General features: G+C 71.6%; 14 protein-coding genes. 4 read left to right on the top strand and 10 right to left on the bottom strand.

Translation table 11 applies throughout. The features are described from left to right. Positions 1 to 38: 38 nt before the first annotated feature. A complete protein-coding gene (locus ACIRO3_RS03650) occupies positions 39 to 1187 on the bottom strand; it encodes an adenosine deaminase (protein ID WP_267802803.1) in 1149 nt (382 codons plus the stop codon). 114 nt (positions 1188 to 1301) lie between these two features. On the opposite strand from ACIRO3_RS03650, the gene ACIRO3_RS03655 reads away from it, so the two are divergent. Continuing rightward, a complete protein-coding gene (locus ACIRO3_RS03655) occupies positions 1302 to 2021 on the top strand; it encodes an alpha/beta hydrolase (RefSeq protein WP_404131971.1) in 720 nt (239 codons plus the stop codon). A gap of 44 nt (positions 2022 to 2065) precedes the next feature. Here the strand turns inward: ACIRO3_RS03655 and ACIRO3_RS03660 are convergent, their stop codons facing one another. Further along, a complete protein-coding gene (locus tag ACIRO3_RS03660) occupies positions 2066 to 3304 on the bottom strand; it encodes an ATP-grasp domain-containing protein (protein WP_404131974.1) in 1239 nt (412 codons plus the stop codon). A gap of 161 nt (positions 3305 to 3465) precedes the next feature. Here ACIRO3_RS03660 and ACIRO3_RS03665 point away from each other — a divergent pair, with 161 nt between their 5' ends. After that, the gene (locus ACIRO3_RS03665) at positions 3466 to 4476 is read left to right on the top strand and encodes a LuxR C-terminal-related transcriptional regulator (RefSeq protein ID WP_404131977.1); all 1011 of its coding nucleotides are present in this window, start codon (positions 3466 to 3468) and stop codon (positions 4474 to 4476) included. Positions 4477 to 4522: 46 nt separating this feature from the next. On the opposite strand, the gene ACIRO3_RS03670 is transcribed toward ACIRO3_RS03665, so the two are convergent. Next, on the bottom strand, positions 4523 to 5461 hold the full coding sequence (locus tag ACIRO3_RS03670; RefSeq protein ID WP_267828790.1) for a LysR family transcriptional regulator: 939 nt from the start codon (positions 5459 to 5461) through the stop codon (positions 4523 to 4525). 98 nt (positions 5462 to 5559) lie between these two features. On the opposite strand from ACIRO3_RS03670, the gene ACIRO3_RS03675 reads away from it, so the two are divergent. Continuing rightward, positions 5560 to 6837 carry an MFS transporter gene (locus tag ACIRO3_RS03675; RefSeq protein WP_404131979.1) on the top strand — a complete coding sequence of 426 codons (1278 nt, stop codon included), beginning with the start codon at positions 5560 to 5562 and terminating at the stop codon, positions 6835 to 6837. Positions 6838 to 6986: 149 nt separating this feature from the next. After that, on the top strand, positions 6987 to 7985 hold the full coding sequence (locus tag ACIRO3_RS03680; protein ID WP_404131982.1) for a sigma-70 family RNA polymerase sigma factor: 999 nt from the start codon (positions 6987 to 6989) through the stop codon (positions 7983 to 7985). Here ACIRO3_RS03680 and ACIRO3_RS03685 read toward each other — a convergent pair. From ACIRO3_RS03685 to ACIRO3_RS03715, 7 genes are all read right to left on the bottom strand, one after another. Further along, entirely contained in the window at positions 7881 to 8231 is a 351-nt protein-coding gene (locus ACIRO3_RS03685; protein WP_404131984.1) for an STAS domain-containing protein, read from the bottom strand. The two genes, ACIRO3_RS03680 and ACIRO3_RS03685, sit on opposite strands and share 105 nt — an antisense overlap. A gap of 131 nt (positions 8232 to 8362) precedes the next feature. Then, complete coding sequence (locus ACIRO3_RS03690) at positions 8363 to 9640, bottom strand: thymidine phosphorylase (RefSeq protein ID WP_361778327.1); 1278 nt, start codon at positions 9638 to 9640, stop codon at positions 8363 to 8365. 131 nt (positions 9641 to 9771) lie between these two features. Further along, a complete protein-coding gene (locus ACIRO3_RS03695; RefSeq protein WP_361778324.1) occupies positions 9772 to 10170 on the bottom strand; it encodes a cytidine deaminase in 399 nt (132 codons plus the stop codon). After that, on the bottom strand, positions 10167 to 11432 hold the full coding sequence (locus ACIRO3_RS03700; protein WP_366148829.1) for an ABC transporter permease: 1266 nt from the start codon (positions 11430 to 11432) through the stop codon (positions 10167 to 10169). The genes ACIRO3_RS03695 and ACIRO3_RS03700 overlap by 4 nt, the downstream gene beginning before the upstream one ends. After that, a complete protein-coding gene (locus tag ACIRO3_RS03705) occupies positions 11429 to 12544 on the bottom strand; it encodes an ABC transporter permease (protein WP_361778318.1) in 1116 nt (371 codons plus the stop codon). The genes ACIRO3_RS03700 and ACIRO3_RS03705 overlap by 4 nt, the downstream gene beginning before the upstream one ends. Continuing rightward, complete coding sequence (locus ACIRO3_RS03710; protein WP_404131989.1) at positions 12541 to 14280, bottom strand: ABC transporter ATP-binding protein; 1740 nt, start codon at positions 14278 to 14280, stop codon at positions 12541 to 12543. The genes ACIRO3_RS03705 and ACIRO3_RS03710 overlap by 4 nt, the downstream gene beginning before the upstream one ends. Before the next feature lie 143 nt (positions 14281 to 14423). Next, a complete protein-coding gene (locus ACIRO3_RS03715) occupies positions 14424 to 15491 on the bottom strand; it encodes a BMP family ABC transporter substrate-binding protein (RefSeq protein ID WP_361778312.1) in 1068 nt (355 codons plus the stop codon). Positions 15492 to 15797: the final 306 nt, after the last annotated feature.

Here is a 15797-nt window from a genome sequence, read left to right on the forward strand (position 1 = left end):
TGCTCCTCCCGGGCGCCTTCGGTCCGTCAGGCCATGGCCTAGGCCGAGACGGAACCGCTGGTCGAGGCGGTCTGCCGGAACAGCCATTCCGACTTCAGCTCCGCATAACCGGGCTTGATGACCTCGTTGATCATGGCGAGTCGTTCATCGAAAGGAATGAACGCGGACTTCATCGCATTGACGGTGAACCACTGCATGTCGTCCAGCGAGTAGCCGAAGGTGTCGACCAGGTGCTCGAACTCGCGGCTCATGCTCGTACCGCTCATCAGCCGGTTGTCGGTGTTGACGGTCAACCGGAAGTGCAGCTTGCGCAGCAGGCCGATCGGGTGCTCGGCGTACGAGGCGGCGGCGGCCGTCTGCAGGTTCGACGTCGGGCACATCTCCAGGGGGATGCGCTTGTCGCGGACGTAGGAGGCCAGGCGACCGAGCTTCACGGAGCCGTCGGCCGCGACCTCGATGTCATCGATGATCTTCACGCCGTGACCCAGGCGGTCGGCGCCGCACCACTGCAGGGCCTGCCAGATCGACGGAAGGCCGAAGGCCTCGCCCGCGTGGATGGTGAAGTGGTTGTTCTCGCGCTTGAGGTACTCGAAGGCATCGAGGTGTCGGGTGGGAGGGAACCCGGCCTCGGCGCCCGCGATGTCGAAGCCGACCACGCCGTTGTCGCGGTACCGGTTCGCCAGTTCGGCGATCTCCAGCGCGCGGGCCGCGTGGCGCATCGCGGTCAGCAGCGCGCCGACGCGGATGCGGTGGCCGTTCGCCTTGGCGCGGCGCTCGCCCTCGCGGAAGCCGTCGTTGACCGCCTCGACGACCTCTTCGAGGGTCAGGCCGGCCTCCAGGTGCTGCTCGGGGGCGTAGCGGATCTCGGCGTACACGACGCCGTCCTCGGCCAGGTCCTCGGCGCACTCCGCGGCGACCCGGAAGAGGGCGGCCTTCGTCTGCATGACGGCGCAGGTGTGCGCGAACGTCTCCAGGTAGCGCGGGAGGGAGCCGGAGTCGGCGGCTTCCCGGAACCAGATGCCCAGCTTGTCGGCATCGGTCTCGGGGAGGTTCTCGTAGCCGGCCTCCTGCGCCAGCTCGATGATGGTCCCGGGGCGCAGTCCACCGTCGAGGTGGTCGTGCAGGAGCACCTTCGGGGAGCGGCGGATCTGATCCGGGGTGGGCACGTTGAGGGTCTCGCTCGTCATCTGGGCACTCTAGCTCCTACGCGCGTAGAGCATGGTGCCCGCGGCGGCCGTCGATACGTAACAGTGACCGTGCGGACGGGTGGAGTACACCTGTCGGTCTGAGACTGTTCCGCCATGGCACAGCATGCGCCGCCGGCGCGCGGGGCCCGCCTGGGGCGGGCGGCCGGCGCGAACGGCCCGGTCACGACGGTCAGTGGTGCGGTACTCCTCCTCCCCGGGGCGTCCAGATGGTTCCCCGGGCCGCTGCGCCCGCTCGCGCGGGCCCTGGCGCGCTCGGGCGCGGCGCACGGGCTGGTCGCGCACCCCGTCGTGCACGGGTCCGCGGCCCGGGAGGAGGACGCCGAGTGGGCGGCGGACGAGGTGGTGCGCCGGTACGGGGACGTGCCCGTCTGCCTGGTCGGCTACGACGCCGGCGGCCGGGCGGCGCTGCGCGCGGGCGGCCACGCGGCGGTCAACTCGGTTCTCGCGCTGGCCCCCTGCCTGGGCGGGCCCGCCCCGGAGGAACGCCCCGAGCCGGTGAAACAGCTCTCGGGGCGGCAGGTGCTGATCGTGCACGGGACCAATGACGCGCGCAGCGATCCCGAGTCCTCCTTCCGGCTGGCGACGCGGGCGAAGAAGGCGAACCGTTCGACCTGCCGCTTCGAGGTGCACTCGGACGGGCACGGACTGCGCGAGCACCAGGCGGAAGTGGTGGCGCTGGCCGTGGACTTCGTGCTCGGCGCGGTGTTCTCGGGCCGGTACTCGCGGCCGGTCACCGACGCGCTCGCCGCCCCGCCGCCGCTGGGCCTGCGGATGCCGCTCGCCTCCGGGTTCGGGCGGTCCCTGCGGGGCTGAGGCGCGGCGGGCCCCGGACCGTCCGGGGCGGTCCGGCGGGGGGGTCAGCGCACCACGTGGACCCCGGGCGCGTCGTGGCGGCCGCCCAGCAGGCCCGTGGCCCGGTCCAGGACGGCGCCCAGCGAGCCCGCCGTCGGCGCCGCGGCGAGGACGTAGGCGTGGTGCCGCGCCCCGGTCGGCGGGCGCCGGACGACGGCTCCGCGCGGAACGTCGAGGTGGACCCGGACCACGCCGGGCACGGCCCGGGCCGCCGCGACGACGGAGCCGGCCCCGTCGGTGCGCCAGCCGGGCGGGAAGTCCACGTACCGCAGTCCGGCGTGGGCGGCGCGCGGGTGGCGCAGCGGGTCGGGCAGGCCGAGTCCGGCGGCGAGGGTCAGCCCGAGCACGTCGGTGCCGTGGGCGATCCGGAGCAGGTGGGTGAGCTCGTCGGTGCCGGGGCGGGCGTGGGCCTCGATCAGCCGAGGGCCGCGGGCGGTGAGCACGACTTCGGTGTGGGACGGGCCGTCGCGGTGGCCGCAGAGGTCGAGGACCGCGCGTACCAGGGTCCTGACGGCCTCGGCCGCGGTCGCGTCCAGGGCGATCGGCAGGCGGTGGCCGCTCGCGGTGAGGTCGGGGCCGGAGGCGGGGATCCGCCGCGACCAGCCGAGGACGCGGTGGCGGCCCTCGCGGGAGAGGGCCGCGACGGCCAACTCGGGGCCTTCGAGGTACTCCTCGACGAGCAGGTCGGTGACGGCCGGATAGCCGCGGGCGGCGGAGCGGGCGCCGGCCGGGTCGACGACCAGTCGTACGCCCTCTCCGTCGGCGCCCCAGCGGGGCTTGATGACGCAGGGGTAGCCGATGAGGGTGGTGATGAAGGGGATGAGGTCGGCGCGGCCGCAGCGCGCGAAGGAGACGGGGTGGGTGGCGTGGAGGCTGTTGGAGCGGGCCCGCAGGGCGGCCTTGTCCATGAGGGCGGTGACGGCGGCGGTGGGCGTGCCCGGCAGGCCGAGTTCCTCATTGGCGCGGGCGGCGGCGAGGGCGCCCGCGGGATCGAAGCCGAAGACGGCGGCCCGGCCGCGCCGGACCTCTTCCAGTCGGGCGACGGCCCCCACGAGACGCGGGTGGTCGCGCCAGTCCGTCCGTACCCGCCGCTCCGCCCCCTCACGGTCGGATGGCACCGATGGATCCGGCGCGACCACCACGGTGCGCGCGCCCGCACGGCGGGCGGCCGCGACCACGGCGGGGCGCGGACTCAGCAGGACTGCCACGGGCTGGTGCCGTTGGTCGGCCGTCCGCTGCCGCATACCGCGCTCCCCCTTCACGCCGTGGCTCCACTGTGCCGGTTCGGCATATGCCGCAGGCTGTCGGCCGGGCGTCGTCTTGCCGCCTTGCGGGAACACGAGGGGTTTACAAACATTCACAAGCCGGGACGAATATGCATATGCCAGCCGATGAAGTCCGAGACATGGGCGAACTGAGTCCTGCGGCGCGGCGCCTCTACGCGTTCGCGGTGGAGCGGCACGCCTTCACGCCGGCGGAGGCGACGGCGGCACTGGGCGTGCGGGCGGCCGCGGCGGTCACCGAGCTGGCGGCGGCGCACCTGCTCCAGCGGTCTCCCGACGACGGGCCGGAACGGTGGAGCGCGGTGGCGCCCCGGGCGGCGGCGGCCCGGGCTTTGGCCCCGCTGGCGCTGCTCGTGCGCGAGACCCACGACGAGATGGACCGGCTGCGGGGACGGTTGGAACAGCTGGTGCCGGCGTACGAGGCGGGGGCCGCGCACCGGGACCTGAGCGGGGCCGGCCGGCTGGAGCTGGTCACCGATCTGGGGGCGGTACGGGGGCTGATCGCCGAGCTGGCCGCGTCCGCCGAGGAGGAGTTGCTGACCTCGCAGCCGGGCGGCGGGCGGCCCCCGGAGGTGCTGGAGGAGTCGATCGGGCGGGACGAGGCGTTGCTGGCGCGCGGGGTCCGGATGCGGACGATCTACCAGCACACGGCCCGGTACTCGCGTCCGACCGCGGCCTACGTGGAGCGGGTGACGGCGCTGGGCGCGCAGGTGCGGACGCTGGGCGACGGGCTGATGCGGATGTTGGTCTTCGACCGGCGCACGGGCCTGATGGCGGTGCCGGACCGGGGCGGGGCCGCCCTGGTGGTGCGGGAGCCGAGCGTCGTGCACTTCATGACGTCGGCGTTCGACCGCTCCTGGTTGGACGCGGAGCCGTTCCCGGTGACCGTGAGCCCGGAGGCGGCCCGCACGCTCTCCGACGAGCTGCGGCAGACCATCGTCCGGCTGCTGTCGGAGGGGCTGGAGGACAAGGTGATCGCGCGCCGGCTCGGGATGTCGGAGCGGACCTGTCAGCGGCACATCGCGGAGATCATGCGGGCCGTGGGCGCCAAGTCCCGCTTCCAGGCCGGATACCTGCTGTCGAACGCGGCGGCGCCGGAACCGGAGTCGCCGCGGGAGCAGGCGCGGGAGTAGGCGCGCCGCCGGCTCCGGCCCGTGGCGCCGCCGGCCGGACCCGCTGTCAGATCGGCCCCTGCAACTCCGGGATCAGGCGCCCGCGTCGGGACAGCAGGAAGCGTTTGAACTCCGCGACCGGGGGCGTGTCGGGGTGTCCGTCGAGCCAGGCGACGCCGATCTCGCGGACCGCGCGGGGCGCCGTCACCGTCAGCTCGACCACCCCCGGCCGGGCCACGGCGGGCGGCGGCAGCAGGGCGACGCCGAGGCCGGCCGCGACGAGGCCGCGCAGGGTCTCGGCCTCCTCCCCCTCGAAGGCGACCTTCGGGGTGAACCCGGCTTCCGCGCACAGGTCGTCGGTGATGCGGCGCAGGCCGTAGCCGGGCTCCAGGGTGACGAAGGTTTCCTCGGCGGCCTCGGCCAGCCGGATCCGTTTGCGGCCGGCGAGGCGGTGGTCGTCCGGTACGACCAGGCGCAGCCGTTGCTCGTCGAGGCGGCGGGCCACCAGGTCGGGGGCGTCGGGCAGCGGGGAGGTCAGGCAGAGGTCGAGCTCGCCGGCGCGCAGCCGCTCCAGCATGGCCTCGCCGTAGTTCTGGACGAGGGAGAAGCGGATGCGCGGGTGGTCGGCGCGGAAGGCGCGGATCAGGCCGGGAACGGTCTCGGAGCCCAGGGTGTGCAGGAAGCCGAAGGCGACCTTGCCGGCGGTCGGGTCGGCGTCCTGCTGGACGGACTCGGCCGCGCGGGCGATCTCCGCGAGCGCGCCTTCGGCCGAGGCGAGGAAGGTGCGCCCGGCGGTGGTGAGGGCGACGGTACGGCCCTTGCGGGCGAACAGCGTGACGCCCAGGTCCTGTTCGAGGCGGACGACGGCCCGGGACAGGGTGGACTGCGGCACGCCCAGTTCGTGGGCGGCGCGGGTGACGTGCTCGTGCCGGGCCACGGCGACGAACCAGGTCAGCCGAGGGGCCAGCAGGCGTGTCACGGCCATGTCTTCTTCGTAACGGTTCATTGACATGCGCCCCTGTGACCTGTGGTGATGCGGCAGTGGATCGATTATGGCGAATCCATGCATTGGACGCATCAAAAACGCGGGCCTACGGTTTTGGCATGCCTCCCGCTCATACCGGGGCACCCGTCATCCCGGGTGCCTCCACCTCGTCGTTTCCCGCACCGGAGCCCCACTCCCCCGGCCGCCCCGGCTACCACCGGATGAGCCTCGCGCTCTTCGCCGCCGGGCTGGCGACCTTCGCCCTCCTCTACTCCACCCAGGCGCTGCTGCCCGCGGTCTCCGCCGGCTTCGGCGTGACGGCGGGGCAGGCCAGTTGGACGGTGTCCGCGGCCACCGGCGCGCTCGCGCTGTTCGTCCTGCCGCTCAGCGCGCTGTCCGAGCGGTTCGGCCGGACCCGGATGATGACCTGGTCGATGGTGATCGCCGTCGGTCTCGGGCTCCTCGTCCCCTTCGCGCCGAACCTGGAATGGCTGATCGTGCTCCGCGCGGTGCAGGGCGCGGCGATCGCCGGCGTCCCGGCCTCCGCGATGGCGTACCTGGCCGAGGAGGTCGAGCCGAAGGCGCTGGTCGCCGCCATCGGTCTGTTCGTCGCGGGCAACTCCATCGGCGGCATGAGCGGGCGCATCGTCACCGGGTGGGCGGCGCAGGCGTGGGGCTGGCGGGCGGGGCTGCTGACCGTCGCTCTGATGTCGCTGGCGTGCGCGGCGGCGTTCCTGGTGCTGCTGCCCCGGGCCCGGTTCTTCCGGCCGGCCTCGCTGAACCCGCGCGCCGTGGTGCGCACCGTCGCCGGCCACCTGCGGGATCCGCTGCTGCTGCGGCTGTACGGGATCGGCGCGCTGTTCATGACCGTCTTCGGGGCGGTGTACACGGTCGTCGGCTTCCGCCTGGTGGACGAGTTCTCGCTCGGACAGGGCGTCGTCGGCTCGGTCTTCCTCGTGTACCTGGTCGGCACCGTCTCCTCCGCGGCCGCCGGTCGGCTGGTGGCGCGGGCCGGGCGGCGCGGCGCGCTGTACCTGGCCGTGGCCACGACGGCGCTGGGGCTGCTGCTGTCGCCGGCGGACTCGCTCGCCGCGATCCTGGCCGGGCTGGTGCTGATCACGGCCGGCTTCTTCGCGGGGCACGCGGTGGCCTCGTCGGCGGTGAGCCGGACGGCGAAGACGGGCCGGGCGCAGGCCTCGGCGCTCTACCAGTCCGCGTACTACCTGGGCTCCAGCGCGGGCGGCACCCTGGGCGCGCTCGCCTATCACGCCTCGGGTTGGGCGGCCACGGTCGGGATCGCGCTGCTGGCGGTGCTGGGCGTCGTGTCGATCACCTTGTACGGGTCGCACGCGGCCCGCTCCGAGCGCCGGCCGATGGCCGCGGCGACCGCGCGGTGACGCGTACCCGCTGACGGGGGCGGTGGCGGGGGCGGGCCCGAGGGCGCGTCCCCGCCGGCGCGTCCGGCCTGGTCGGGCCGTTCGGGAGGCGGCTGTCAGACCCCTCCGGTAGCTTCCGAGTTATCGGACCGACCAGGGGGATCGACGCCATGAGTGACCTTGCGACCAGCCCGGAGCTGGATGCGGCGATGGACCGCTACCGGGTCGAGCTGACCGGCTACTGCTACCGCATGCTCGGCTCCTCCTTCGACGCCGAGGACGCGGTGCAGGACACGTACATCCGCGCCTGGCGGGCCCACGAGAAGTTCGAGGGCCGCTCCTCGCTGCGTTCCTGGCTGTACCGGATCGCGACGAACGTCTGCCTGGACCTGCTGAAGGCGGGGAACAGGCGCGCCCGTCCGATGGACCTGAGCGCCCCGCAGCACCAGGCCTCCGCCGTGCTGAACGAGCGGCCCGAGGTGACCTGGCTGGAGCCGGTCCCCGACGGGCGGGTGCTGCCGCAGACCGCGGACCCGGCGGAGATGGCGCTGGCGAAGGAGTCGGTCCGGCTGGCGTTCGTGGCGGCGCTCCAACACCTGCCGGCGAAGCAGCGGGCCGTGTTGATCCTGCGCGAGGTGCTGGCGTGGAAGGCGGACGAGGTCGCCACCCTCCTGGAGACCACCGTGGCCTCGGTGAACAGCGCGCTCCAGCGGGCCCGGGCGACGCTGGCCGGTCAGGGGATCCGCGAGAGCGACCCGGCGGACCCGTTGGACGCGGACCAGGCGAGACTGCTGGAGCAGTACCTGAGCGCCTTCGAGGCGTACGACATCACCCGTCTCACCACCCTCCTGCACGAGGACGCCGTGCTGTCGATGCCGCCGTTCGACCTGTGGCTGCGGGGCCACGAGGACATAGCGGCCTGGCATCTGAACCAGGGCATCGGCTGCAAGGGCTCCCGGCTGGTCGCGACCACGGCGAACGGCATGCCCGCCTTCGGCCAGTACCGGCCGCGGCAGGACGGGCTGCCGGGGCACGAGCCGTGGGCGCTCCAGGTGCTGGAGATCTCAGACGGGAAGATCGTCGGGCTCAACGCCTTCCTGGACACCGCCCGGTGGTTCCCGCTCTTCGGGCTCCCCCAGCAACTCGACGAGACCGACGAGACCCAGTAGCGCGCGCAGGGTCGGTCCGGCGCCGGTGAGCCGGAGGCGGACGCCGTGGCGGCGCGCGACGAGGGCCAGCCGGGCGACCGCGTCCACGGCGCCGAGTCCGGGCCGGGTCAACGCGCTGACGTCGCAGGACGCCTCGCGGGGTCCGTCCCGGGCGAGCCGGCCGATGCGGTCGCACAGCGCGGCGACGTCCCGGGGCAGCGGAGCGGGCCCGGGGACGGTCAGGGGTTCGGGTTCCGTCGTGTCCACACCAGGGTGGACCGCGGGGGTTCCCGGAACTCATCGGTTCCGGTCTCGACCGCGGTACGACGAACGGGACCGGTACGACGAACGGGACCGGTGGCATCCACCGGTCCCGTTCACCCCAAGGCGGCCGCAGGTCAGGCGATGCGGTCCAGGACGATCGGCGTGGCGGTGAACGAGGTTCCCGCCGCCGCGATGTCGAAGGTGCCCTCCAGCGCGGACAGCGCGTAGTCGAACTTCTCCGGGGTGTCGGTGTGCAGCGTCATCAGCGGCTGGCCCGCCACCACGGTGTCGCCCGGCTTGGCGTGCAGCTCGATGCCCGCGCCGGCCTGCACCGGGTCCTCCTTGCGCGCGCGGCCCGCGCCCAGGCGCCAGGCGCCGACGCCCACGCCGTACGCGTCCAGGCGGGTCAGCACGCCGGACTCGGTGGCCGTGACCACGTGGTGCTCGCGGGCCACCGGCAGGGCCGCGTCCGGGTCACCGCCCTGGGCGGAGATCATCCGGCGCCAGACGTCCATCGCGGAGCCGTCGGCCAGGGCCTTCTCCGGGTCGGCGTCCTTGATGCCCGCCGCGTCCAGCATCTCGCGGGCCAGGGCCAGGGTCAGCTCGACCACGTCGGAGGGGCCGCCGCCGGCGAGGACCTCGACGGACTCGCGGATCTCCAGCGCGTTGCCGGCCGTCAGGCCGAGCGGGGTGGACATGTCGGTGAGCAGGGCGATGGTCTTGACGCCGCTGTCGGTGCCGAGGGCGACCATCGTCGAGGCGAGCTCGCGCGCGTCCTCGATGTTCTTCATGAAGGCGCCGCTGCCGACCTTGACGTCCAGGACCAGCGAGCCGGTGCCTTCGGCGATCTTCTTCGACATGATCGAGGAGGCGATGAGCGGGATGGCCTCGACGGTGCCGGTGACGTCGCGCAGTGCGTACAGCTTCTTGTCGGCCGGGGCCAGGCCGTCGCCCGCCGCGCAGATGACGGCGCCGGTGGTGTCGAGGACGTGCAGCATCTCCTCGTTGGAGAGGAGGGCGCGCCAGCCGGGGATGGACTCCAGCTTGTCCAGGGTGCCGCCGGTGTGGCCGAGGCCGCGGCCGGAGAGCTGCGGGACGGCCGCGCCGCAGGCGGCGACGAGCGGGGCCAGCGGCAGGGTGATCTTGTCGCCGACGCCGCCGGTGGAGTGCTTGTCGGCGGTCGGGCGGGAGAGGGAGTCGAAGTTCATCCGCTCGCCGGAGGCGATCATCGCGGCGGTCCAGCGGGCGATCTCGGTGCGGTTCATGCCGTTGAGCAGGATGGCCATCGCCAGCGCGGACATCTGCTCGTCGGCGACCACGCCGCGCGTGTACGCGTCGATGACCCAGTCGATCTGCTCGGGGCTGAGTTCGCCGCGGTCGCGCTTGGTGCGGATGACGGAGATGACGTCCATGAGGGTGACTTCCTTCCGGCGGTGCGTACGTTCGAAAACTCTACGCGCATAGAGACATGCGGGGTGCATGGGAGGGGTGAAGGGGAACGGCCCTTCCGCACGCGGGCGGAAGGGCCGTCACAGGGATGCGGCTATCTGAGGTGGTCGGGCCCGAAGGCCTGCGGGAGCATCGCGGAGAGCGGCAGGATGCCCTCCGGCGTCTCCACCTGGAGATCGGGGCCGCCGAACTCGAACAGCAGCTGGCGACAGCGGCCGCACGGGACCAGGATGTCGCCCTTGCCGTCCACGCACGTGAAGTGCGTCAGCCGGCCGCCGCCCGTGGCCTGGAGGGAGGACACGAGGCCGCACTCGGCGCACAGGCCGAGGCCGTAGCTGGCGTTCTCCACGTTGCAGCCGACGATGGTGCGGCCGTCGTCGACCAGCGCGGCCACCCCGACCGGGAAGCCCGAGTAGGGGGCGTACGCCCGGGACATCGCGTCCCGGGCCGCCTTGCGCAGACTGTCCCAGTCGGGGGCGCCGGCCGTGGTCACTTGCCCTGGCCCTTGCGGTACGGCATGCCGTCCGCCTTCGGCATCCTCAGGCGCTGCGCGGAGAGCGCGAGCACCAGCAGGGTGGTGACGTACGGGGCCGCGTCCACGAACTGGCTCGGGACCGAGTCGGTCGTGGCGTACCAGAGGAAGATCAGCACGGCGAAGACCGCGGAGACGGCCGCCGGGACGTACTTCTTCCGGTAGCCCTGCCAGGCGGCTGCGAGCAGGAGCACGATCGCGACGAGCAGCAGCAGCGCGTGGACGTTCTCGGCGCCACCGCGCAGCTTGAGGCTGTCGATGAAGCCGAACAGGCCCGCGCCGAGCGCCATGCCGCCCGGCATCCAGTTACCGAAGATCATCGCGGCGAGACCGATGTAACCGCGACCGCCGGTCTGCCCCTCCTGGTAGATCGAGCTGGCGACGATCGACAGGAACGCGCCGCCGAGGCCGGCCAGGCCGCCCGAGACGATCACGGCGATGTACTTGTACTTGTACACGTTGACGCCGAGGGACTCGGCGGCCACCGGGTTCTCGCCGCAGGAGCGCAGCCGCAGGCCGAAGGTGGTGCGCCACAGCACCCACCAGGTGCCCGGGATCAGCAGCAGCGCGACGACCGTCAGCAGCGACAGCTCGGTGACCAGGCCGCCGATGACGCCGGCCAGGTCCGAGACGAAGAACCAGTGCTTGCCCTGGAGATCGGCCATCCAGTCGGACAACCCCGGCACGGTGATCTTGTAGATCGGTTCGATCGACGGGGACTGCTTGGACGAACCGCCCGGAGCGTCCGCGAACGTGAAGTTCGACAGGTACTGGGTGAAGCCCAGGGCCAGGATGTTCACGGCCACACCGGAGACGATGTGGTTGACGTTGAAGGTGATCGTGATGATCGCGTGCAGCAGGCCGCCGATGGCGCCACCGATGATGCCGGCCATGACGCCGGTCCAGGGGCCCCACTGGTAACCGGCCCAGGCACCGAACCAGGTGCCGAGGATCATCATGCCTTCGAGGCCGATGTTGACGACGCCCGCGCGCTCGGCCCACAGACCGCCGAGACCGGCGAGACCGATCGGCACGGCGAGGGACAGGGCGCCCGACACCTGGCCGACCGAGGTCAGGTCGTTGGCGCCGCTGAGGATGCGGACCAGCGAGATCAGCGCGAGACCACCCGCGATGATCAGCATGATCCAGGGCAGGCTGAGCTTCTTGCGGCCGCCGGACTTCTTCGGGGCGGCGGCCGTCGCGGAAACGGTGCTGGTGCTCACGCCGCGACCTCCTTGTCGGTCTTGATGGCGTGGCCCGCGGCCAGTTCCTCGCCGACCTTCTGCTGCTGGCGGCGGATGCCGTAACGGCGGACGAGCTCGTACGAGACGACGACCGCGATCACGATGAGGCCCTTCATGATCGTGCCGATCTCCTTCGCGTACCCGGCCGTGTCGAGCGAGGCCGAGGCCTTGTCGATGAAGGCCATCAGGAACGCGGCGAGGAGGATGCCGACCGGGCTGTTGCGGCCGAGCAGCGCGATGGTGATGCCGGTGAAGCCGACACCGACCGGGAAGGAGAGGTTGTACGTGTGGGTCTCGCCCAGCAGCTGCGGCATGCCGGACAGACCGGCGACGGCGCCCGAGATCAGCATCGAGGTGATGATCATCTTCTTGGCGTCCACACCGGAGGCCTGGGCGGCGGACTCGCTGGCGCCGGTGGCGCGCAGGTCGAAGCCGAAGCGGGTGCGGTTGAGCACGAACCAGTAGACGATGCCGAGGGCGAAGGCCACGAAGGTGAAGCCGTAGATCTCCAGGCCGTCACCGATGGACAGCGCCGGGAACCAGCCCGATTCGGCGATGTCGCCCGTGGTCAGGTCGTTGGAGCCCGCCGGCTGGATGCCGAGGTTCTTCGGCAGGATCAGCCAGGCGATCAGGCTGGTCGCGATGGCGTTCAGCATGATCGTGGAGACGACCTCGCTGACCCCGCGCTTGGCCTTCAGGACACCCGCGATGCCGGCCCAGAAGGCACCGGTCAGCATGGCGACGACCACGATCAGCAGGATGTGCAGCGGGCCCGGCAGGGTGACGGCGGTGCCGACCACGGCCGAGATCATCGCGGCCAGGCGGTACTGGCCGTCGACACCGATGTTGAAGAGGTTCATCCGGAAGCCGATGGCCACGGCCAGGGCCGCCAGGTAGTACGTACCGGCCTGGTTCACGATGAGGACCTGTACGTCCTCGTAGGAGGCGTTCTCGACCATGAGCCGCATGGGCTCGATCGGGTCCACGCCCGTCGCGGCCAGCACGACCATGGTCAGCAGGAAGGCGCTGACCAGCGCGAGCGCGGGGCCGGCGAAGCCGAGGAGCAGCCGGTCCTTGTCGAATTTCTTCATCGGGCCTCGTCCTCCGGGGCATCGGCACCAGCGTCGGTACCGGCGGAGTGGTTGTCGGTGGCTTCCAGGTGCCCGGAGGCGGCGCCCGTCATGGCGGTGCCGAGCTCCTCGGGGGTGACGGTCGCGGGGTCCGCGTCCGCGACCAGGCGGCCGCGGTAGATCACGCGCAGGGTGTCGGACAGGCCGATCAGCTCGTCCAGGTCCGCGGAGATCAGGAGCACGGCCAGTCCCTCGCGGCGGGCCTCGCGGATGGCGTCCCAGATCTGCGCCTGCGCGCCGACGTCCACACCGCGGGTGGGGTGGGCGGCGATGAGGAACTTCGGGTTGTGGCTCATCTCGCGGCCGACGATCAGCTTCTGCTGGTTGCCGCCGGAGAGCGAGGCCGCGGTCACCTCGATGCCGGGGGTGCGGACGTCGTACTCGCGCACGATCCGCTCGGTGTCCTTGCGGGCGGCCTTCGGGTCCAGGATGCCGCGCTTGGAGTTCGGCGCCTCGGTGACGTGACCCAGGATGCGGTTCTCCCACAGCGGGGATTCCAGCAACAGGCCGTGCCGGTGGCGGTCCTCGGGGATGTACCCGATGCCGCCCTCGCGGCGCTTGCGGACCGACGCCTTGGTGATCTCGGTGCCGTCGAGGGTGATGACGCCGGCGTCCGGGGTGGTCATGCCCATCAGGGCTTCGATCAACTCGGTCTGGCCGTTGCCCTCGACGCCCGCGATGCCGAGGACCTCGCCCTTGTGGATCGTGAAGGCGATGTCGTCCAGGAGCAGGCGGCTGATGCCGGCCGGCTCGTGGACGAAGGCGTCCGACAGACCCGGCGTGCGCGCGGTGTCCTCGGTGTTGACGGGTGAGAGGCCGCCCTCGGCGACGGTCAGACCCGCCACCTCCAGCATCGGGACGTCCGTCACGGTGGACTCGCGGGTCTCCGGCGAGGGGAGTTCGGAGCCGACCATCAGCTCGGCGAGCTGCTTGGGGGTGGTGTTGCGCGGGTCGGCGGTGCCGACCGTGGTGCCGCGGCGGATGACGGTGATGTCGTCCGCGACCTTCAGGACCTCGCCCAGCTTGTGCGAGATGAAGATGACGGTCAGGCCTTCGGCCTTGAGCTCGCGCAGGTTGTCGAAGAGCGCGTCCACTTCCTGCGGCACGAGCACGGCGGTCGGCTCGTCGAGGATGAGGATCTTCGCGCCGCGGTAGAGGACCTTGAGGATCTCCACGCGCTGGCGGTCGGCGACACCGAGGTCCTCGACCAGGGCGTCGGGGCGCACGCCGAGGCCGTACGCGTCCGAGATCTCCTTGATCTTCTTGCGGGCCTTGGCGCCGATGCCGTAGAGCTTCTCGCCGCCGAGAACCACGTTCTCCAGGACGGTGAGGTTGTCGGCCAGCATGAAGTGCTGGTGCACCATGCCGATGCCGCGGGCGATGGCGTCGCCGGGGCTGGAGAAGGTGACCTGCTCCCCGTCGATGGCGATGGTGCCCTCGTCCGGCTTCTGCATGCCGTAGAGGATCTTCATCAGGGTCGACTTGCCGGCGCCGTTCTCACCGACGAGGGCGTGGACCGTGCCCTTGCGGACGGTGATCGCGATGTCCTTGTTGGCGACGACGCCGGGGAAGCGCTTGGTGATGCCGTGCAGTTCTACGGCGAGAGGGGGGCTGGACGCGTTGATGACGCACTCTCCTTGGCGCGGAAGGAGCTGGAGGCAGGAGGACAGGGCGGGGAGAGAAGGTATCGCGTCCACGATGCCTCTACGCGCGTAGCACTGTCGAAAGTGAAAACTTGCGGCCAGCTGACCACAAGGAACACAGAACACGGCTCGGGGCCCGGGAGCGATAGAGACCGCTTCCCGGACCCCGGAGACCATTACCGCATGTCGGACGGCCCTTACGGGGCGGTCTTGACAGTGATCTTCTTGGCGATGATGTCGGCCTTGGCCTTCTCCACCGCGGCGAGGACTTCGGCCATCTTCTTGTACTCGGGGTTGGAGTCGGCCAGGCCGACGCCGTCCTTGTCCAGGCCGTAACGGATCTCGCCGTTCTGCGGCTTGCCGTCCTTGACCGACTTGATCAGGTTGTAGACCGAGTCGGAGACGTCCTTGGTGACCGAGGTCAGGATGCGGTCCTTGTACTTCGACAGACCGGCCTGGTTGTACTGGTCGGAGTCGACGCCGATGGCCCACTTGCCCTTGGCCGAGGCGGCCTCGATGGCACCGGAGCCGGCGAGACCGGCGGCGGCGTAGACCACGTCGGCACCGCCCGCGTCGATCTGGCCGTTGGCGGCGGCCTTGCCCAGGTCGGGCTTGGAGAAGCCACCGAAGTCCGGGGGCTGCGTCAGGTAGGCCGACAGCACCTTGGCGTTCGGGTTGGTGTCCTTGACGCCCTGGGTGAAGCCCGCCTCGAACTTCTTGATCAGCGGAACCTCGACACCGCCGATGAAGCCGACCGTGCCGGTCTTCGAGACCTTGGCGGCGGCGACGCCGGCGAGGTAGGAGCCCTGCTCCTCGTTGAAGACCAGGTTGGCGATGTTCTTACCGGTCACCGAGGTGTCGTCGATGATGCCGAACGTGGTGTTCGGGAACTTCGGCGCGACCTTCTTGATGGCCGGGGCGTAGGCGAAACCGACGCCGATCACCGGGTTGTTGCCCTTGCGGGCCAGCTCGGTGAGGCGCTGGACCTTGTCGGCCTCGCCCTCGCCGTCGGTGGGCTCCGCCTCGGCGGTGGTGATCTTCAGCTCCGACTTGGCCTTCTCGAGGCCCGCGAAGGCGGCGTCGTTGAACGACTGGTCGCCGCGGCCACCGATGTCGTACGCGATGGCGGCGCCGGCAGCGGCCTTCGTGTCCGAGGAGGACGACGAGGGGGTGTCAGACGACTTCTTACCGCCACAGGCGGTGGCCGAAAGGGCCAGCGCGGCGGACGCGAGGCCCACGGTGGCGATCCTGGTGATCCGGCGCAAGGGGAGGCTCCTTCAAAACCTGACCGAAGCGCCACGACCGGCGCTGGTTTCGCGGCGATCGTAACGCGCGTAGATGTCAGTTAAAGGCCCGTTCATGAGTCGTTATCGGATCGTCGCGAACCGGACAGTGACCGCTCGGTGACTCCTCTCGGGTCCAGCCCTTGTGTACCAAGGGCTGGACACGTATACCCGCGGGCCACCGCATGATGTAGGGACTTTGCCCGGCCCTGACCGCGACCCGGACCGCGACCCGGACCGCGACCATGTCCGCGGCTCCTGCCGGGGGGCCGACTCCGCGCGGGCGGC

The sequence above is a fragment of the Streptomyces sp. NPDC102278 genome (genome assembly GCF_044766345.1).
In the GTDB taxonomy this organism is placed as follows: Bacteria; Actinomycetota; Actinomycetes; order Streptomycetales; family Streptomycetaceae; genus Streptomyces.